This is a genomic window from Sphingomonas sp. Leaf198 (genome assembly GCF_001424005.1).
Lineage (GTDB): Bacteria > Pseudomonadota > Alphaproteobacteria > Sphingomonadales > Sphingomonadaceae > Sphingomonas.
Map to the genome: position 1 here is coordinate 1 of NZ_LMPX01000001.1, position 18575 is coordinate 18575.

The following is an 18575-nucleotide window of genomic DNA, read 5'->3' on the forward strand; positions in this document are numbered from 1 at the left end:
TCATGTTCGGCCGTCTGAAGGATTGGCGTCGCGTCGCCACTCGCTACGACCGCTGCCCAACCGTCTTCTTCTCTGCCGTCGCGCTCGCGGCCACCGTCATCTTCTGGCTATGATCAATGAGTCCTGACCCTAGGCTCGCCCATTCGATGATCGATCTCGCGCCATCGGATTTCACCCGCGACGCAATGCTTGGTGCCGCGCTCGTCCTCGATACCCGCGAGAATCCGCTTCGGCTCTGTCTTTTCGCGTCGGCGATACGGATTTTCCTCGACCACATGATGGATGCACTCGCTCCTCAGGAGGAGGTGGAGGCATGTCGTTGGTTCAAGCCGGTTGAGGGGCAGGAGAAGCCGGTCCGCAACGCGCGCCTGACCTACGCCCTCATTGGCGGCTTCGCTGCGGAGCAGGTGGAGGAACTTACCGGCATCGAAGTGAAGCCTCTGATTGCAGAGGTGATCGCATCCTACGGAAAGCTCAACAAACACGTGCACGGTCGCGAGGAAACAATCGTTCGCGACGTCGATGAGCAGGACAAGGTTGTGGACGAGGTGCTCAGCGCGCTCGTCGAACTGCTTGAGGCACAGCGCGACTATCGGTCGGAAATTGTCGACGCGATCGCCGACTCCCTACAGTCGGAAGCGGTTGAGAAGTTCACGACGGAAACGGTCGACGATGTCGACATCCTTGCGACGCACCACACAATCGACTGGGTCGGCATCGACGAACGGGCAGTTGTGAGCATCACCGCCCGCGAAGTCGAATACGAGATCACGGGTTCGATCGGGGTCACGCTGCTATACGGATCAGGCGGCGACAGGGCACGTGGCGACGGTGCCGAAATCGGCGATGAATTCCCGATCTCTATGCGCTTCAAAGTTCCGATCGAGGCGCCACACGATCTGGAACGGGCCGAGATCACCAGCGGCGTCGACACCTCCGCTTGGTTCGATAATGACGATGACGATGACGATGACGATGACGATGACCGCGATACCGACGCTTTCTAGGCAGCCAGCTATGCAGAGTCGCCAATAGGCCCGCAACTGCCTCTGCCCCTGAAAGGATTCACGTGTCGCTCGACGGCCCACGCCTCGCCCCGCTCTCCGGCTAAAGGTCGGATCCCGCGTCGTCCTGATCCATGACTAGGGCTCCATTGGCGACGACCTCATACCGCTGGCGACTATGATCCGGGCCGCTTTCCCTCGCACGGCCTTCGTTGCGCCCAACGCCCGTCACTGATCGATCCATTGCATGGCGGCCGCCCACCAGTGGTGGCCGATCGAGACCTTATCAATGGCCGAGCGAACTCGGGCGCGGCGCCGCGGCGGTCCAGACATCGACGCGCTCTTGACCAGCGAGCTCGAAGCAGCGGGGCTAGGCAGCGATCGGTTGCTGCTGGTCGGCTTCAGCCAAGGCACGATGATGTCGCTTTACGTCGGACTTCGCCGGCCCGAAGCGGTGGCTGGCATCTCCGGCATGCTCGTCACCCCGGAGCGCCTGCAGGCCGAGATCCGGAGCCGTCCTCCCGTCCTGCTGATCCACGGCACCGAGGACGACGTCGTTGCCATCCGCTCAATGTCCCTCGCGGAGACTGCACTGGCAGAAGCGGGCGTGGGCGTCGAGACGCATGTGTCCCCGGGCGTCGCCCACAGCGTCGGCCAAGACGGACTGGCCGCGGCCACGGCGTTCGCGAAACCCGTCGTGGGCTAAAGACTCGATGGTGGAGGGCATCTAAGCGCTCCGGCCAGAACTGACCAGAAGCAACCGCACGAAGCTGAACATGCGGACGAAAAGCCAGTCGAGCTGCTCGGACCGTTCAATCATCTCCTGCGACACCTCGGAATGGCGGATGCGGAGGCTGTTGCCGATCGTGGTCAGCGCCTTTGCCTCGTCGCCGAGGGCAACGCGCATTTTGGAGCCTGCCACTGCCGCCCGGTCGAGAAGCGCGTCCGCTTGTACCTTTTTGTCCACGCCCGGCTCAAGCGTCTTCATTCGCTCGAACGCATCCCACAACTTCTCCGTCGCGTCCCGGCGGTCGTCGAGCTTGGGCGAGAGGAAATGGGAGCGCGCATATTCGAGCAAGCGGTCCAGCTGCTCATCACCGGTGCGGAACATCGCCCAGCCGAGCGTCTGCGCAACCGGCTGTGGAAGGATCCGCCGTGCGTGACCATTGGCATCGAGCTCGAAGGCTATGCCATTGCGCTGGAAGAGCAGATTTACGTCTGCCACGAAAGTCGCGAGGCCAGCGGCACGGTTCCAACTCATATGGTGATGATGCTGATAGGAGTGGTAGCTGCCAAGGACCGGCTCACCCACGGCCTTGGCGCAGAACTCCAGCAGATCGAGAGCAACCGGCGTCTCGGGCACCTCCTGGCTGTTAAGGGGCCAATCGATTCCAGGCACTTCCGCCTCCAGGAACCGCGCGAAGGCCCGGAGGTCGCTACCACACGGCCCATCCCCGTCGGCACACTGCTCCGTAAAGCGGTATCCGAATGCGCCGCTGTCCACGCGCATGTCGATCAGCGCATGCAGCGCTCCCCAGACACGGTCGTCGATTGTCTCGGAGACCGCCGGTCGCTGCCCAAATTCGCGGTCCGTGAAGTATCGCGTGCTCAAGATTTACCCCCCACAGAAGCGAATTTCGTTCGAGGCAGACTAGCACGCCGGAATGACCCTGTCCGCGTGCGACAGTTTAGAGATATGCTTGGAAACAGCCGAACTGCAAGATTTGCGACACCTTGCCGATCGACGCCTCTACCATTGGCGGACGGCAGGTTTCGGCGCAATCGGCCATTGCCAAGCTGGCCGCTGAACGACGTTAGTTGGTCGATACCGGCCGTCCCCCTTCAACCAATCAACGACGAGCGGCGTTTACTGAGATTGCTCAGTTGCACGCCAAAAATTTTAAATGGAGCGTGCCTATCGAACAGATCGGATCACGAGGGCGGCGTTTCGCAGAACTGGTGAGTCATACGTGTCTTATGCCGTCCCCGCACTTGCGCGGGGCGCGCTCTATTCCGCTGCCGCTCCACCGAGCCGTCTGACGACGTCTCGTCGGCAGAGCCGTCACGATCGCTGACGCTTGGTCGGGCGTCGCCCGACATGCGGGCGGCCGTGCTGCGCACGGCCGGCGTGGCGCTACCGCGCGTCGGATAGCGGGGTGGGCGTCGCTACCCTCTAGTCCCGCCGCGGCGGGTTGCAACATCGGCTGTGCCGATGTCCTCCTCTTTGTTTCGGCCCTTCGGGTGCAGCCCGCCGCTCCAGCGGGACTGCCGGTTCGCTCCTGCCGCCCACCCCGCCATTCCGGCGCCGGTTGCGGTGATTTTAAGGAGTGAGAACAATGGCAAAGGACATCACGACCAAAACCACCGGCACGCTCTACGCCGAGGTCACCGACCGGATCATCGCGCAGCTGGAGGCGGGGCGGGTGCCGTGGGTGCAACCATGGGACGGGTCGAAGCTGGAAGGCGGATTGCCGCGCAACGCGGGAACCGGGCGGCGCTATTCGGGGATCAACGTCCTGATCCTCTGGGCGACCGTGTTCGAACGCGGGTTCGGGACGCAAGGGTGGCTGACCTACAAGCAGGCGCAGGCACTGGGCGGCAATGTCCGCAAGGGCGAGACCGGGACGACCATCTGTTACGCCGATCGCTTCACACCGAAGGATGAGCGCGACAAACCCATGACCGAAGCCAGCGACGAGCATCGCCGGCAGGTGGCGTTCCTGAAACGCTTCACCGTCTTCAATGTCGACCAGTGCGAAGGGTTGCCCAACGCACTTTCGGTCGGCGGCGGGGCGTTCCTCGACGAGCGCGAGACGATCGATTGCGCGGAAGCGCTGATGACCGCTACGGGCGCGCAGATCGGTATCGGGGGCGACAAGGCTTTCTACATGCCGACCGCGGACCGCATCCAGCTACCGCCGCAGCAGACATTCCATGATCAGGTAAATTACTACCGCACCGCGCTGCATGAGCTGGGCCACTGGACCGGGCACCCAACCCGGCTTGACCGCGACCAGAAGGGGGCGCCGCGCAGTGCCTCCTATGCCCGCGAGGAACTGGTTGCCGAGATGTGCAGCGCGTTCACCTGCGCAGAACTGGGTATCGTGCCAACCGTACGTCATGCGGACTATATCGGCGCATGGCTGGACGTGCTGCGTGAGGATTCCCGCGCGATCTTTCGCGCGGCCAGTCAGGCCAGTAAGGCGGCCGACTATCTGCTCGCGTTCCGCGCCGATGGGGCAGATGACGCAGGGCAGGAGATGGTGGCATGACCGACCTTCCCGAAGAGCTGAAGGCGCGTGCGCAACGCGTCTTCGAGCCGTCAACCGGCCCAGCGCCCGGCGACTATCACGGCCCCGTGCATCCGGACGACCTGGCGAAGATGGCACGCGCGATGCTGTCGTTGCCACGGACGACGCGGGCGATATTCCTCGCGGTCCGGCTCGACGGTTACAGCTACGATCATATCGCCAAGGTGACCGGGCTCAGCCAGCGTCAGGTCGCGCGGCGGATGCGGACGGCGATCCGTCGTCTTGGTCGCTACAGGCGCGGCGACGAACGCCCCGAATGGCGGCTGTGGGTGCAGCGATGGTGCCGATACTGGCCGCGTTGATGCGTAGCACAGGCTTGTCCGGCGTAGTCCCGGCAAGCCTGTGCTTTGCCGCTCTCGCTCGTTAGGGTTGCCCAGATATGCGCGATACGCTCGATCATCTCCCCAAATCCAAGCAGCGTGAGCTTGCCCACGTCGTGCGTGTGCTGTTCGAGGAGTTCGACGCCGCGCACGCGACGACGACGACCAAATGGAAGAAGCAGGGCCGCATTGCGAAGCTCGTGCTGTACGGCTCCTACGCGCGCGGCGACTGGGTCGATGATCCGATCGGCGGCTATGCGTCCGACTATGATATCCTCGTCGTCGTCAACGACGAGCGGCTGGTCGACTTCGAATATTGGTCGGCAGCCGAGGATCGGCTGATGCGCGACACGACGGTCACCAAGTCGTTGTCAGCACCGGTCAGTCTCATCGTGCACAGTCTATCTGACGTAAACCAGCAGCTCGAAAAGGGGCGGCCGTTCTTCGTCGATATCATACGGCAGGGGATCGCACTCTATGACGCTGAGGGCTTCTGCTTTGCCGCGCCGCGCGATCTGCCGCCGGAAGATGCATTGGTGGAAGCACAGGCCTATTTCGATAAAGGCTTCCCAGCGCGAATGCCTTTCAAAGCATGGCACATCTCGCGATCGATAACGGCGACCATAATGAGGCGGCATTTGTGCTGCACCAAGCAGCGGAACGCCTCTACCACTGCACTTTGCTGGTTCTAACGCTCTACAGCCCGAAATCGCACCGGCTGAACTTCCTGCGGTCTCAGTGCGAGCAGATCGCGCCGTCGCTAATCGCCGCATGGCCGCGCGAAGATCGCTTCGCACGGCGCTGTTTCGAACTGCTGCGGCAGGCTTATGTGAATGCGCGCTACTCGCCGCATTACGAGATCGCGCCCGAGGAACTGGCATGGCTCGGCACGCATGTCGCCGAGTTGCAGACTTTGGTTGATGCCGTTTGCCAAAAGCGGCTCACGCCCGGCGAATAGACGCCAGGCGCTCGCAGATCATTCGGCGGCGTCAGCCTTGGCCGCACGCTTGCGCGGTGCGGGCTTCGCGTCCGTAGCGGGGGCAACTTTGGTGCCGGGCTTGCGGCCGAGGCCGATATTCTTCGCCATCGCGCGGCGGCTTTCCGAATAGCTCTCGGCCACCATCGGATAATCAGCCTTGAGGTTGTACCGGGCGCGATACTCTTCCGGCGTCAGGCCGTTGGTTGCCAGATGGCGACGTAGCGTCTTGTACGGCTTGCCGTCGATCATCGAGATGATGTGGTCCTTCGACGCCAGCGATTTGCGTACCGTGACCGCAGGCGCGAACTCCTGCGACGGTTCTTCGCTTGCCACGTCGATGGTGCTGCTACCGTTCAGATCGCTGACGGTCTTGAACATTGTCTGCAGGAAGGCCGGAACATCATCGGCGGACACACGGCTATTGGGATTGCCGAGCCAGGCTATGGTCAGTTCGGTCGCGAGTTCGACGGCGTTCACGGAAGTCTCTTCAGTCATGAAAATTCCAGCATTGGGGAAAGGGTAATAGGCGCTCGCATTGCAGGAGTCGCTCGCGCAACCCAATCGATCAATCACAGTTGAAGTTCAACGGTCAAAGCTGTCATCTGCCTGTGTCGGATCTGGACTCGGAGCAAACGCCCGACGACCAAGACGCCGCCATAACATCAGCATCTGATCGCGATCTGGACCACGTAACTTTGCGGCACAGTCGTTGAGCAGACCGAAGATCACCGCGCGATCATCATCGGCCAGTTCGATCAAGCCGGCCTTTGCAACAAGTCCGCCAAGCTCGATCAGATGCTTGGTTCGTTCGCGCCGCTTCACGATCCAGTTGCGCATGTCATTGCGGCTTCGTGTCGCCAGCAGCCGATGCCTGGCCGCCATCGTTCGAAGTTCCGCGGCTCGCGATGCGGTCAGCTTTACCCGCAGATCCACGCCCCGGAGTTTGAAAGAAGGCAGCACCCCGGTGTCGCCATTCCTCCCGGATCGCGTCGTCCTTGGTGTCGACCGCCGACAGCAACGCGCCGGTCAGTTCCTCGATCGACAACGCGTCGGCGCGGGTTGTGATCACCAACGTGCCTAACTGCGTCAGTCGAGCGCCCCGTAACAGCTTGGCCTTGTCGTCGAGGGCCTTCAGTTCCGAATCATAATCGCGAGGTTTGCGCATGCTGCCGTCCTCAATTGAATGTTGAGGGCGCCTCAGTTAGTGGTGCATTCGATCAGCGTAAATACAGTGAAACAGCGTGGGACGAAGTCGTCCCGAGATAGATGAAATCTTCGAAGGGCGCGCTTATACGTCGTGCCGACGTCGCTTGTGTAGTGTAGATGGATTGCCGTCATGGCGATCTACCATTTCTCGGCAAGGATGATCTCGCGCGCAAACGGCTCGAGCGCGCTCGCCGCGGCGGCGTATCGTTCGGCCTCGCGGCTGCGCGATGAGCGGCTCGACCGTTCCCACGACTTTTCGAACAAGGCCGGTGTCGTGCATTCCGAAGTGATGCTGCCGGACGGCGCGCCTGAGCGCCTGCGTGACCGCGAGCGGCTGTGGAATCAGGTCGAGGCGGTGGAGATCCGCAAGGACGCGCAGCTAGCCCGTGAGATCGAGTTCGCGCTGCCCCGCGAGCTGGACCAGGCGGAAGGCATCCGGCTGGCGCGCGAGTTCGTGAAGGCCGAGTTCGTCGACCGCGGCATGATCGCTGACCTCAACGTGCATTGGGATATCGGTGCGGACGGTCTGGCCAAGCCGCATGCCCATGTGATGCTGACCACGCGCAGCGTCGGCGAAGAGGGTTTCGGCCCGAAGGTTCGCGACTGGAACCGCACCGATCTGCTCGAGCGGTGGCGCGAGGCCTGGGGCGAACACGTCAACCGTCGGCTCGCCGAACTGGATATCGATGCGCGCGTCGATCATCGCTCGTTCGAGCGTCAGGGGATCGACCTCGAACCCCAGCACAAGATCGGTCCCGCGGCAGCGCGCCGGCCGGGGCAGGGACTGGAGAGTGAGCGGCTCGACGAGCATGTCGAGATTGCCCGTTCGAACGGCAACAGGATCATCGCGCAGCCGGGGATCGCGCTCGACGCGATCACACGAACGCAGGCGACCTTCACGCGCCGTGACCTGGCGATGTTCGTCCACCGCCATAGCGACGGCAAGGAGCAGTTCGACGCTGTGTTGTCAGCGGTCCACGCCAGTCCGGACATCGTCGCGCTCGGCAGGGATAGCCGCGGTGACGAACGCTTCACCAGCCGCGACATGATCGAGACCGAACAGCGGCTCGAGAACGCGACCGTCCGGCTGGATGCTAGCCGGCGCCACGGTGTCAACGAGCAGTATCGCAAGCGCGCGCTTGTCCGCGCCGAGATGCGCGGGATGGTCCTGTCGAGCGAACAGCGCAGCGCCTTCGATCACGTGACGAAAGGGCAGGGGATCAGTGTCGTCGTCGGCTATGCCGGCACCGGCAAGTCGGCGATGCTTGGCGTTGCGCGCGACGCCTGGGAGAGTGCCGGCTACACCGTCCGCGGTGCCGCGCTGTCGGGGATCGCGGCCGAGAATCTCGAAGGCGGATCGGGGATCGCGTCGCGCACGATCGCGAGCCTCGAACATCAGTGGAAGCAGGACCGGGAGCTGCTCACATCGCGCGATGTGCTCGTGATCGACGAGGCCGGGATGATCGCGACACGGCAGATGGAACGTGTCATCGCGGAAGCCAAGAAGCGCGGCGCCAAGGTCGTGCTCGTCGGTGACCCCGAACAGCTCCAGGCGATCGAAGCGGGGGCGGCATTCCGGTCCGTTGCCGAGCGTCATGGTAGCGTCGAGATCACCGACATTCGCCGCCAGCGCGACGACTGGCAGCGGACAGCAACACGCCACTTGGCAACCGAGCGGACCGGCGAGGCGGTGCGGGCCTATGAGGAGCACGGCCATGTCCATGTCGCGGAAACGCGCGACCATGCCCGCGCCGATCTGATCGATCGCTGGGATGGCGACCGCACAACCGCGCCGAGCGCATCGCGCATGATCCTCACCCACACCAACGACGAGGTGCAGGCGCTGAACGAGGCCGCTCGGCAGCGGCTTCGCCTTGCCGGCGCGTTAGGTGAGGACGTCGCGATCCAGACCGGTCGGGGTGCCCGGGCATTTGCCGCAGGCGACCGCGTCATGTTCCTGCAGAACGAACGCGGTCTCGGTGTGAAGAATGGGTCGCTCGGTACCGTGCAGAGCGTCACCACGGCGCGCATGGCGGTGATGCTTGATGATGGTCGCCATGTCGCGTTCGACACCAAGGAGTATGCGCAGCTCGATCACGGCTACGCCGCTACCGTGCACAAGTCGCAGGGCGTAACGGTCGACCGTGTGCATGTATTCGCCACGCCGGGTCTTGACCGGCACGCCGCCTATGTCGCGCTGTCGCGGCATCGCGACCGCGTCGACCTCCATTATGGTCGAGACGACTTCGCCGACCAGAGCAGATTGGTCCGCACGCTATCGCGCGAACGGACGAAGGACATGGCCTCGGACTATGCGCGCGACTTTGGCGATCGGCGGCAAATCCAGTTGCCGGATCGGACGATCGAGACTGCGCGCCCGGCGCCAACCCGCGATCCGTTTGCCGGTCTCGATTTGCGTCCGGCAGCGCCTAAGTCGGTTCCCCTTCAGTCAGCGCCGAACCGCGCCGCAAATCTTCCTGATGCTGTCATCCGACATGGTCGTATCGTCAGGATGATGCGCTCTACCCACGCGGTTGGGGACACCTACACCGCAGAGCAAAGGGCCGAGCTTGTCGCCAGCCGAGCGTCTCTCGACGCCATCGTGCCCCATGGTGCGCGCGATCTGGAAACAGCGATGACGGTCGACACGCGGCTGGTCCACGAAGCGGCGGAAGGCAGAACGGGCGCGGTAATCCGCGCCATGCAGCTGGAAACGGAAATTCGCGAAGATCCGACACGCCGCGCCGACGTCTTCGTGCAGCGCTGGCAGGGGCTCGAGCAGCAGCGTCGCGCGCTAAAAATCTATCATGAGGACACGAAGGTTCGTGCCGTCGAGAACACAATGATCGGCATGGCAAAAAGCCTGGAGCGCGACCCGCAGGTCGAGTCCATTCTTCGCAATCGGAAGGTCCAGTTAGGATTGGGAGCGACCAGCGGCGCAAGTGTCGGCCGGGAACTGGCGAATATGATCGGGCGCGGACGCAGCCGCGGGTTGGGTATTGGTATGTGAATGCTGTCGGCTGGATTAAGTAGTCTTTTTTGCACCCCCGTTCCTCGAAAGGCCGCAGGTTAGCAGAGCCAAACTTCGCAGTTTCCAAGGGTGTGCTGTCAATAACCCAATGATCCGTCATGATTTGGGGGTTGAAACAATTGGGAAATTCGGGTCTGTTTTCAGCTTCCTGACGGATTTCTCCGCGCGCAAGCGCAGACAGGGCCGCTTGTGCGACTAGCCAGCGTTCCCCGTCTGATCCGAATTTGGGGCCAAATAGCCATCATCCATAGCTGGCGTCGCGGTGGTCGACCGCGTCTGAGGTTGGGCACCCCATTGAGTTTGAGTGTCATAGCGCGACGCGCCGTTTGAGAACCGCCAAGGATAACGGTGAACCGGAGAGGAAAGATTCTAGGATATGTCCGAAGCGATTGGTGCCAGCACATAGAACTGCTCGTCGGAAAGTGCCCGGTAGAGAATCAGCGTTACGCTGTCATCTGCCGAAGAAATATCGAACCACGAAGGTGGTTCTCCTGGTGCGATTGGTTTGTAATCACCCGACCTGACGAGGAGGGCGAGCATGGCCTCCGGCAGGGGGGCAAATTTCATCTCGCTTGGTGGGCACATCTTCGTCATGAACGGCAGAGCATCATGCCCAGAACACATCGCTTTTTGGGCCTTGTCTAACTCAGCGCTGACTGGGTCGCCTTGCATAAAATTTCTCCGAAACGGCATGGCGCCGGGTCTCATCGGGCGTGCTCTGCACCTTGATTAGCGGCTTTGGTATCATTCAAACTCTATCAAGTAATTGTTGATCTTCGGGCGCTAGCTGACATTGTGAAGCTGCCGGCGCGGTGCCGCGGCTTATGGGGGTTTGATTGGCGGCGTAGCGCAGCTGTCCGAAAGGCAGGGCGCAAGCCACCGATCCAAGGTTGTATGCTTAAAAGGCGACGTAGTGATGAAAGCGAGGACGAGATCGGCTTGAGCCGATTGTTCATGATCGCGTTACGTACTGGATCCACCACCGCCGTTCGGGCATTCCTGGGACGAAAAGCTGCCCTTGCCGGAACAGATGGTCGGGGTCGCTCCCCGCTGCTTATTGCTTCCTCACACGGGCACCTGCCGATCTGCGAGCTCCTCCTGGAGGCTGGTAGCGATCCATTTGCCACTGACAGTGACGGGCTCGACGGCCGTGATCACGCACGACGTGCGGGGCGGGAGGATATCGTCAGTCTGATCGCAAGCGCACAAGCTGCCAAAGCCATAGAGACCTCGATCGAACCATCGATAGTTTCAGACGAGTTCGAGGAGCAACTAGAAACGGCGTCCATAGCTCCATCGAAGGCCACCGACAGCGCCGTTTTTTTACCCGCGCATGCCGACCCAATCCCGGCAGAGATACATGCTTCAATAGCAGAAGATGAACCAACAAGGACGGCTGATGCCTCTCCAATTTCGTTCGATAGGGATACAGAGAATGATCTACCCGCAGTAGGGGACATACCTCCGCACAGTGGGTCAGATTATCGAGATATCTCGTTCGTTCCCGATACTCGTAGCGATATAGTTTCCGCCGATGGCACAACGTATGAGATTGCCAAGCGAGGTAATGAGCTTGTCCTGATTGAAGCCGTAGCGGGAACCCGGTCAGCTTTAACAACTTCCGATGACGACCGAACCCATTACCTCGGCGACCAAACGTCAATGACTGATGACGTCGGCGGGTGGCAGGTCGACACATCGACCTTGAATGACGAGGATGATCGATCGGCAATCCAAGCTGCTACAGAAGCTCAGCAACGTCTCTCGATCGTACGCCCGCGAAGTCTTGATGGCGATGATTGGTCGTCGATCGAGATTGATCTCCCGGAACCCAGCGAAAGAAGAGCGGAAAGTCCGCTGCCGCGAGCCGTAGTCGCAGCCGCCCGCGAAGCGTTGCAGCGTGCGCTAGCGGTGGGAGAATACAACGAAAATCTATTTTCGATCACCGGAATTTTCACTGCTGGCCAAGAGCGCGTTCTACACCGGATTTTGCGTGCAACTGCGGCCTCCTCAGGCTGCGTCGTCGATCGTGAAACCGACATGTGGGCGGAGCTTGTCTCATCAGGTCCGCAGGTTGATCATCGGTCGGACGATGTCTCCGAATTCGTCGAACAATTTGCAACGAGCTGTTGGGCGCTGGGACGTCCTTCCAGCTACGACATCCAGCTCAATTCCTATCCACGTCTGTCTCGAAATGAGGAGGCGAACCTCTTTCGGAAAGTAAGTCAAGCTACGGCAGAAGCCATGCTGGAGATCGCCAAATCGAGGGATGCGATCGACTTCGTCCTCGCTGCAGATGACAGGGTCGAAGACGGCTTGCTGCCAGCATCATTCATATCGTCTCATCAGCTTGATGAAGCTGACGACGAGGAGCTCGAGAGTCGCGATGAAGAAGCCGATGACGAGGTAATGTCTGATGATCGATCGGCGGGCTTTATCGAGTTGCCACCAGCCTATGTCAGTGCCGTAAACGAACTTCGAATTGCTCGCGCTCATCACGGCGATACCATGCTGCCATCGGAGGTTCGAAGGGCATCTCGCGCGCTCAACGATATGGGCTTAACATCAGATTTTATGCGGTACCTCGCTATCGAGCTGCCGATACGCGAAGGCCACACACGAACGATGGACGGCGCGTTTTCCGCCTTGGCACGATCCGAGAAAGCAAAGCGCTTGCTGCTCGAACGCCATTTGCCTCATGTTCGTGCATTCGCGCAGCGTTATGCTGGCCGCGGTCTGGATTTGGACGACGTGATCCAGGAGGGAAACATTGGCCTGATGCGCGCCATTCAGACCTTCGATACCGGCCGCGGACATCGCTTATGGACCTACGCTCAGGCATGGGTTTGGCAGAGGATAACGCGAAAGATTGCGGATCTAGGAGACACGATCAGGCTGCCCATTCATGCTCAGCAGGACCGGCGCAGGATGGAAGCTGCTATTGATGCGGTTGTGGAAACCAGCCGTGGCGGTTTCGATATCGCCCAAGTTGCCGTCGCAAGCTCGCTTCCTGTCAAACTTGTCGAGCGCTTTTTGGCCATTCGTTCTGTCGAATCCCTTGAGGACCAACGGGACCTTTCAAGCGACGAAGTCGCGGGCGCGCTGATTGTTGACACTACGGGAGGTAACCCACTCGAGAACGCGCTTCTCGGCGATCTGGCAGGTGTCGTAATGGGAAGCCTGAGCGAATTGCCAGATCGTATTCAGGACATAATTCGCTTGCGGTTCGGCCTCGACGAACGAGGCGATCATACACTCGAAGAGATTGGTCAAAAATACGGTGTGACACGCGAGCGTATCCGCCAGATCGAGGCGAAAGGGCTAACAATACTCGCACATCCAAGCCGCTCACGCGCCCTTCGGACTCTTCTAGATAGTTGATATAATGAAACACAGGTCCGCTCCGCCGCGAGCCGCTGCACTGGTCGAGTCTCTTCGGGGACTCGGATATTCCACGTCAACTGCAGTAGCTGATATCATCGACAACAGCATTGCTGCCGGGGCCAGAACAGTTTCCGTGGCCTTTAACTGGGCCGGGGACGATAGTTCACTGACCATACTTGATGACGGCCGCGGAATGACGGCTGATGAACTAGACTCCGCTATGCGACTTGGTGACCGTAATCCACTTGATCACAGAGCTGCTGGCGATCTGGGGCGGTTCGGCCTTGGTCTGAAAACCGCGTCTTTTTCCCAGGCCCGAAGCCTCACGGTCGCCAGCCAATCGGTCCATGGCGCGATCGAGTGCCTTCGCTGGGACCTCGACGTGCTGGCGAACGCGACAGACGATGGTTGGCACCTGATCGAGGGGCCATCCATCGGGTCCGAACATCATCTGACCTTGCTGGCCGGCGCTGCTAGCGGCACGCTTGTCCTGCTGGAGCGACTTGATCGGCTCGTTTCGAACGGCTTCGAAGCACAGGATTTCCTTGATGTAATCGACCGTGTCGAAAGCCATCTGGGAATGACGTTCCATCGCTACCTAGAGGGCTCCAACCCGAAGCTTACTTTGCTTCTTAACGGCCGCCCGGTCCGCCCTTGGGACCCTTTCCTAAGCGGTCATCCGGGGAAACCTTGGTCACCCCCTGAGCACCGATTGGGATCCACGGGCGAAGTTATCGTTCAGTGTCACGTTCTGCCTCACAAAGACAAGCTGACGCCCAAGGAAAACGACGAAGCGGGGGGCCCCGAGGGGTGGACATCGGGGCAGGGGTTTTACGTCTATCGCAACGAACGCCTCCTTGTCGCAGGCGGCTGGTTGGGACTTGGTTCAGGGCGCCGATGGACACGGGACGAGGCACACCGACTGGCCCGGATCAGATTGGATATCCCCAATAGCGCGGATAGCGAATGGAAGCTCGACATTCGAAAGTCGACTGCTCGTCCACCAGTAAGCGTTCGAAAGCGCCTTACCCGCCTTGCTGAGGAGACTAGACACCGTGCCCGACGGGTATTTGCCCACCGCGGACGGTCTGTTTCAACGGGACGTGGTGATCCAGTGGAAATGGCATGGTTGTCTACGCATTCGAGCTCGGGAACGCGTTATAGAATATCCCGGGATCACCAGAGCGTGCGCAATATACTGGATCGGTATCCGGATATTGTGAAAGATATTGAAGCAATGCTTCGATGCATCGAAGAAACGGTACCGGTTCAACGTATCTGGCTGGATACTGCCGAAGACAAGGATACTCCACTTACAGGCTTTGTTGGTGAGCCCGATACGGAGATTCGACAAGTGCTCGAAGCAATGTTTCGATCTTTGATTCAGAACAAGGGGCTGAACCCAGAGGATGCCCGTGCCCGTCTAAGCCGCACCGAACCATTTGACCGATACTCGAATCTTGTTGCGTCGTTACCTGACGACCTTAGTTTCGCTGGAGAGTAAATTAATATGCCAGTCGCTGCTGGAAGCAATGCTTTCAATGTAATCAAGTTCGCTCAGACACTGCTATCAGATGATGAAGCCAGCATTACCCCAGCGTTGATCAATCAAAAGATCGACCTCATTCTTCAGATGAACCCACGATGGGCCGTTGACCTAGATCGCGACGCTGTGGCGGATGAGCTGATCCGTCGCTCTAGCCAATGGGTTGGGCAGGACACCACGCTGAAGGACAATACGGGCCACGACCCGTGGCTCAACGCGGCAAGAAAGCGAGATTGGCGCTACTGGCAGCGCTACCGGGAGTGGATGGAAGGCCGCCTGTCCGACGCTGCGACCGACGGGCTTGATCGAGCGACCGACCACATTCTCGGGCTACTGGAAGATCCGGCCAGAACGGGAAACTGGGATCGTCGTGGTTTGGTCGTGGGCCATGTCCAATCCGGCAAAACAGGGAATTATACTGGGTTGATCTGCAAAGCTGCAGATGCTGGCTACAAGATCATCATCGTTCTCGCAGGCATACACAACAATCTCCGCTCGCAGACGCAGATGCGGCTCGACGAAGGTTTTCTTGGCTACGAGACTCAGCCAGGACAGGATGATCTACGCCTGATTGGCGTGGGCAAGATCGACTCCGATCCCGCCATCAAGCCGAATTCAGCTACCAATCGATCTAACTCGGGTGATTTCAGTGCGGCTGTTGCAAAGAATCTTGGCATATCGCCTGAGCAAAGGCCTTGGCTGTTCGTAGTCAAAAAAAATAAAACCGTGCTCGAACGGTTGAACCGATGGGTGCGGACACATGCTTCCAACGCGACGGACCCGGAAACAGGCCGCAAAGTTGTAACCAATCTCCCATTGCTGCTCATCGACGACGAGGCTGACCACGCCTCGGTGGATACTGGCGAACAGGCTTTCGATGCCGACGGCAACCCGGATCCTGAGCACGAACCTAAGGCGATCAACCGGCTCGTTCGCCGTCTGCTCCATTCCTTCACACGGTCCGCGTATGTCGGCTACACGGCAACACCATTTGCGAATATATTCATTCACGAACGCGGGAGTACGAAGGAGGAAGGCCCCGACCTCTTCCCTGCAAGCTTTATCGTCAATCTTGGTGCACCTTCAAACTATGTTGGCCCCTCCAAGATCTTCGGCAGTGCGAGCCGCGATGAGGTAGGGTTGCCGCTGGTACACGCCGTTGACGCTGACTTTGACAACGACGACGCGCATGCTTGGATGCCGTTGGGCCACAAGAACGGCTATCGTCCGCTCCACAACGGCGAAGATGTGGCACCGCCGTCATTAATACGCGCGATAAATTCTTTCCTAATAGCGTGCTCGATCAGGCACTTGCGTGGGCAGGGGGGAGAGCACGCGTCCATGCTGGTCCATGTGACTCGGTTTACTTCGGTTCAACAGGCCGTGACGCGCCAAATTGAACAATATCTGCGAGAGGCACGTCAAAGATTGGTGCGCGATGTAGATAGCGCGAGTTTGATCGCCGCGCTGCGCAATCAATGGATTTCCGAGTTCGAGCCCACCACGCTGCGTATCCGCAATCTCTATCCAGATGATGTCGGAGCTGGTGATGAACAGTGGGATGATGTCCTCGCTACCCTGCGTGATATCATTGCGGACATCGAAATCCGCATGATCAACGGGACTGCGAAGGACGCACTCGATTACTCGGATTCCGGAGGCGTCGGCCTCAAGGTGATCGCTGTGGGTGGTGACAAACTTGCGCGGGGCCTGACTTTGGAAGGCCTTAGCACCAGCTACTTCCTTCGTGCATCGAAAATGTATGACACCCTGATGCAGATGGGGCGATGGTTCGGATACCGTCCCGGCTATCTCGATCTTTGCCGGCTTTATACCTCACACGAACTCATTGACTGGTTCGGGCATATTTCCGACGCAGCCGAAGAGCTTCGGGAAGAGTTCGACTTGATGGCGGAAAGTGGAGGAACCCCCCGCGATTACGGCCTTAAGGTCCAATCACATTCAACGCTCATGGTCACATCCAGGCTGAAAATGCGCTCTGCCCGGAACCTTAAGTTGTCATTCAGCGGCCAGCTTCTCGAAACCGTCGTCTTTCACAAAGACCCAAGTATCTTGTCCGCAAACTTTGCCGCAGGGCGCAATCTGCTGGAGGGCCTTGGTACTTCCGGGCCAATACCTGTGCGGGTACGCAATGGAAGCCGACAGGAATGGACCGGGAGCTTTTGGGAGAATGCGCCAGCGGACGACATCATCCATTTTCTTCAAAGCTACTCGACACATCCGGGCGCCTACAGGGTCGTAAGCCCGATCTTAGCCGACTTCGTACGGATCATGGCCGACGCGGGCGAGCTGACATCTTGGACCGTCGCGTTGATCGGAGCGCAGAACGGCGAGGATGTACCGGTGACCGATAAAGTCGCCGTCCCGATGATAAAGCGAACCGCCAAGCCCGAAACCGATCGCTTCTCGATCGGCCGCCTCATGTCTCCGCGAGACGAAACTTTGGCGCTGGACGACGACGCTTGGGAAGCTGCTTTGGCGTTAACGCGTGGCGCGTGGTCGAGCGATCCTGGTCGGTTGCAGACGCGTGCCGAGCCAGATACGCCGAACGGTCCTGCAGTTCGCAATATCACCGGGTTCGGTGCTGTTGGCGTACCCGCTCATCCCGAGAGAGGGCTCTTGTTGCTGTATGTGATTGATTCCGAGAAATGGGCTGAAAACCTGCCACCCGTTCTCGCGTTCGGGATCAGTTTTCCAAGCAGCAACAGCGGCCCCAAGGTCGAATACAAGGTCGGCAACGTGTATTGGGAGCAGGTTTATGGCGACGATGACTGAGGCCGAACTACCATCGACGTGGCGGGCACTTTCCGGGGCAGATCAAAACGAAGGATGGCGTTATATTATCATCCGGAAGCTGGGTCCATGTACGCTGCACGCAGGCAGGCGGTTCCCCGGAAACGAGGAAGCGCTCCTCGTAAGTTTTGAGGGCGCGAAGTTACCGGGCGCGCGCCAGCTCCCAAAAGCTCGAGGTTTCGAGGTCGCGCATGTCGTTCTCCCGACCCTCTCAGGTGACACTTCCACGATCGGCCTGATCAGAGAGTCCCAAGGCTCGCTTGAACTGTTCTCAATGATGGCTCAAGATATTGTCGTCGTCATGGAACGATCGGCCTCGTTCACCGTGCAGGAAATGATGCAGGGTTTTCTGAGGCGGGTCGCAACATGGCAGGAATTCATGCAACGGCCTGGCGACCAGTTGCTCTCCGCTGAATCAGAGTTGGGCTTGGTAGGCGAGCTGTTGACCCTCGAGCTATTGATCGAAGCAGGGGTGCAGCCGCTTGCAGCTGTAGAGGGCTGGCAGGGCCCGGAGGACGGCGTTCATGACTTTGTCCTCGGCAGCGGTGCCATTGAAGTGAAATCGACTATCGCGACCTCCGGCTTCCCGGCTCGGATTGGCTCGCTCGACCAACTCGATGATGCGGTACACAAACCACTGTATCTGTGCGGTCAAAGGCTTGCATTGGACCCGGAGGGCACCGCACTGCCGAAGCATGTCGCGAGGTTGCGCGACACACTGGCGGAAAGTGGCGCGTTGGCCCGGTTTGAAGTTCGCATGCTCCACGCAGGCTTCCTCGACCGGCATTCGGACGGATACACTCGCCGCTTCGCGTCCATTGATACAAAGATCTTTACGGTCGATGCCGAGTTTCCAAGGCTGACGCCGGCCCTTGTGGGCCCGGAAATCAGGCATGCGATTTACGGCGTTGACTTGGATCTCGTAGCCGCGCCCCCAGTAGCGATCGGCGTCGTACTGAACTCTTTCGGAATCATGTAAG

16 protein-coding genes and 2 pseudogenes are annotated in these 18575 nt (G+C 59.9%); 13 read left to right on the forward strand and 5 right to left on the reverse strand.

The window, feature by feature from the left end; genetic code table 11:
* From ASG20_RS19215 to ASG20_RS00015, 3 genes and pseudogenes are all read left to right on the forward strand, one after another.
* Nucleotides 1-113 (forward strand): annotated as a pseudogene (locus ASG20_RS19215) (IS5 family transposase); the annotation flags it as partial.
* Nucleotides 114-146: 33 nt separating this feature from the next.
* Complete coding sequence (locus tag ASG20_RS00010; RefSeq protein ID WP_056046960.1) at nucleotides 147-1007, forward strand: hypothetical protein; 861 nt, start codon at nucleotides 147-149, stop codon at nucleotides 1005-1007.
* Between the two features lie 244 nt (nucleotides 1008-1251).
* Nucleotides 1252-1710 carry an alpha/beta hydrolase gene (locus ASG20_RS00015; protein ID WP_201780652.1) on the forward strand — a complete coding sequence of 153 codons (459 nt, stop codon included), beginning with the start codon at nucleotides 1252-1254 and terminating at the stop codon, nucleotides 1708-1710.
* Nucleotides 1711-1731: 21 nt separating this feature from the next.
* Here ASG20_RS00015 and ASG20_RS00020 read toward each other — a convergent pair whose 3' ends face one another.
* Entirely contained in the window at nucleotides 1732-2616 is an 885-nt protein-coding gene (locus tag ASG20_RS00020) for a hypothetical protein (protein ID WP_082470657.1), read from the reverse strand.
* Between the two features lie 724 nt (nucleotides 2617-3340).
* Between ASG20_RS00020 and ASG20_RS00025 the strand changes: the two genes are divergently transcribed.
* The 4 genes from ASG20_RS00025 (at nucleotide 3341) to ASG20_RS20070 (ending at nucleotide 5593) form a co-directional block, all read left to right on the forward strand.
* On the forward strand, nucleotides 3341-4276 hold the full coding sequence (locus ASG20_RS00025; protein WP_056046961.1) for an ArdC family protein: 936 nt from the start codon (nucleotides 3341-3343) through the stop codon (nucleotides 4274-4276).
* Entirely contained in the window at nucleotides 4273-4617 is a 345-nt protein-coding gene (locus ASG20_RS00030) for a sigma factor-like helix-turn-helix DNA-binding protein (protein WP_056046964.1), read from the forward strand. Before ASG20_RS00025 ends, ASG20_RS00030 begins: the two co-directional genes overlap by 4 nt.
* A gap of 77 nt (nucleotides 4618-4694) precedes the next feature.
* Nucleotides 4695-5327 (forward strand): nucleotidyltransferase domain-containing protein, encoded by a 633-nt coding sequence (locus ASG20_RS00035; RefSeq protein WP_330218647.1) that lies wholly within the window; start codon nucleotides 4695-4697, stop codon nucleotides 5325-5327.
* A complete protein-coding gene (locus ASG20_RS20070; protein ID WP_330218648.1) occupies nucleotides 5228-5593 on the forward strand; it encodes a HEPN domain-containing protein in 366 nt (121 codons plus the stop codon). Before ASG20_RS00035 ends, ASG20_RS20070 begins: the two co-directional genes overlap by 100 nt.
* Before the next feature lie 18 nt (nucleotides 5594-5611).
* Here ASG20_RS20070 and ASG20_RS00040 read toward each other — a convergent pair whose 3' ends face one another.
* The 3 genes from ASG20_RS00040 to ASG20_RS00050 all read right to left on the reverse strand — a co-directional run bounded on the left by ASG20_RS00040 (nucleotide 5612) and on the right by ASG20_RS00050 (nucleotide 6779).
* The gene (locus ASG20_RS00040; protein ID WP_056046967.1) at nucleotides 5612-6109 is read right to left on the reverse strand and encodes a MucR family transcriptional regulator; all 498 of its coding nucleotides are present in this window, start codon (nucleotides 6107-6109) and stop codon (nucleotides 5612-5614) included.
* 87 nt (nucleotides 6110-6196) lie between these two features.
* Nucleotides 6197-6451 (reverse strand): conjugal transfer protein TraD, encoded by a 255-nt coding sequence (locus ASG20_RS00045; RefSeq protein WP_082470658.1) that lies wholly within the window; start codon nucleotides 6449-6451, stop codon nucleotides 6197-6199.
* 1 nt (nucleotide 6452) lies between these two features.
* Entirely contained in the window at nucleotides 6453-6779 is a 327-nt protein-coding gene (locus ASG20_RS00050; RefSeq protein ID WP_056046970.1) for a conjugal transfer protein TraD, read from the reverse strand.
* A gap of 171 nt (nucleotides 6780-6950) precedes the next feature.
* Here ASG20_RS00050 and traA point away from each other — a divergent pair, with 171 nt between their 5' ends.
* Complete coding sequence (gene traA / locus ASG20_RS00055; RefSeq protein ID WP_056046972.1) at nucleotides 6951-9830, forward strand: Ti-type conjugative transfer relaxase TraA; 2880 nt, start codon at nucleotides 6951-6953, stop codon at nucleotides 9828-9830.
* 390 nt (nucleotides 9831-10220) lie between these two features.
* Here traA and ASG20_RS00060 read toward each other — a convergent pair whose 3' ends face one another.
* Nucleotides 10221-10523 (reverse strand): hypothetical protein, encoded by a 303-nt coding sequence (locus ASG20_RS00060; RefSeq protein ID WP_056046975.1) that lies wholly within the window; start codon nucleotides 10521-10523, stop codon nucleotides 10221-10223.
* Between the two features lie 267 nt (nucleotides 10524-10790).
* On the opposite strand from ASG20_RS00060, the gene ASG20_RS18815 reads away from it, so the two are divergent.
* The 5 genes and pseudogenes from ASG20_RS18815 to ASG20_RS00080 all read left to right on the forward strand — a co-directional run bounded on the left by ASG20_RS18815 (nucleotide 10791) and on the right by ASG20_RS00080 (nucleotide 18574).
* Nucleotides 10791-13232, forward strand: coding sequence for a sigma-70 family RNA polymerase sigma factor (locus tag ASG20_RS18815; RefSeq protein ID WP_168371587.1), 2442 nt, complete (start codon nucleotides 10791-10793; stop codon nucleotides 13230-13232).
* Between the two features lie 4 nt (nucleotides 13233-13236).
* Nucleotides 13237-13593: pseudogene (locus ASG20_RS20125) on the forward strand (ATP-binding protein); the annotation flags it as partial.
* An 828-nt stretch (nucleotides 13594-14421) separates the two neighbouring features.
* Nucleotides 14422-14739 carry a hypothetical protein gene (locus ASG20_RS19825; protein WP_236698722.1) on the forward strand — a complete coding sequence of 106 codons (318 nt, stop codon included), beginning with the start codon at nucleotides 14422-14424 and terminating at the stop codon, nucleotides 14737-14739.
* A gap of 6 nt (nucleotides 14740-14745) precedes the next feature.
* Complete coding sequence (locus tag ASG20_RS00075) at nucleotides 14746-17577, forward strand: Z1 domain-containing protein (protein ID WP_056046985.1); 2832 nt, start codon at nucleotides 14746-14748, stop codon at nucleotides 17575-17577.
* Entirely contained in the window at nucleotides 17561-18574 is a 1014-nt protein-coding gene (locus ASG20_RS00080; protein WP_056046988.1) for a PD-(D/E)XK motif protein, read from the forward strand. The genes ASG20_RS00075 and ASG20_RS00080 overlap by 17 nt, the downstream gene beginning before the upstream one ends.
* The last annotated feature ends 1 nt before the right edge of the window (nucleotide 18575 follow it).

Coding starts and splice junctions, on each gene's coding strand:
- ASG20_RS00010 (WP_056046960.1), top strand. CDS start 147: ATGATCGATCTCGCGCCATCGGATTTCACCCGCGACGCAATGCTTGGT.
- ASG20_RS00015 (WP_201780652.1), top strand. CDS start 1,252: ATGGCGGCCGCCCACCAGTGGTGGCCGATCGAGACCTTATCAATGGCC.
- ASG20_RS00025 (WP_056046961.1), top strand. CDS start 3,341: ATGGCAAAGGACATCACGACCAAAACCACCGGCACGCTCTACGCCGAG.
- ASG20_RS00030 (WP_056046964.1), top strand. CDS start 4,273: ATGACCGACCTTCCCGAAGAGCTGAAGGCGCGTGCGCAACGCGTCTTC.
- ASG20_RS00035 (WP_330218647.1), top strand. CDS start 4,695: ATGCGCGATACGCTCGATCATCTCCCCAAATCCAAGCAGCGTGAGCTT.
- ASG20_RS20070 (WP_330218648.1), top strand. CDS start 5,228: ATGGCACATCTCGCGATCGATAACGGCGACCATAATGAGGCGGCATTT.
- ASG20_RS00040 (WP_056046967.1), bottom strand. CDS start 6,109: ATGACTGAAGAGACTTCCGTGAACGCCGTCGAACTCGCGACCGAACTG.
- ASG20_RS00045 (WP_082470658.1), bottom strand. CDS start 6,451: ATGCGCAACTGGATCGTGAAGCGGCGCGAACGAACCAAGCATCTGATC.
- ASG20_RS00050 (WP_056046970.1), bottom strand. CDS start 6,779: ATGCGCAAACCTCGCGATTATGATTCGGAACTGAAGGCCCTCGACGAC.
- traA (WP_056046972.1), top strand. CDS start 6,951: ATGGCGATCTACCATTTCTCGGCAAGGATGATCTCGCGCGCAAACGGC.
- ASG20_RS00060 (WP_056046975.1), bottom strand. CDS start 10,523: ATGCAAGGCGACCCAGTCAGCGCTGAGTTAGACAAGGCCCAAAAAGCG.
- ASG20_RS00075 (WP_056046985.1), top strand. CDS start 14,746: ATGCCAGTCGCTGCTGGAAGCAATGCTTTCAATGTAATCAAGTTCGCT.
- ASG20_RS00080 (WP_056046988.1), top strand. CDS start 17,561: ATGGCGACGATGACTGAGGCCGAACTACCATCGACGTGGCGGGCACTT.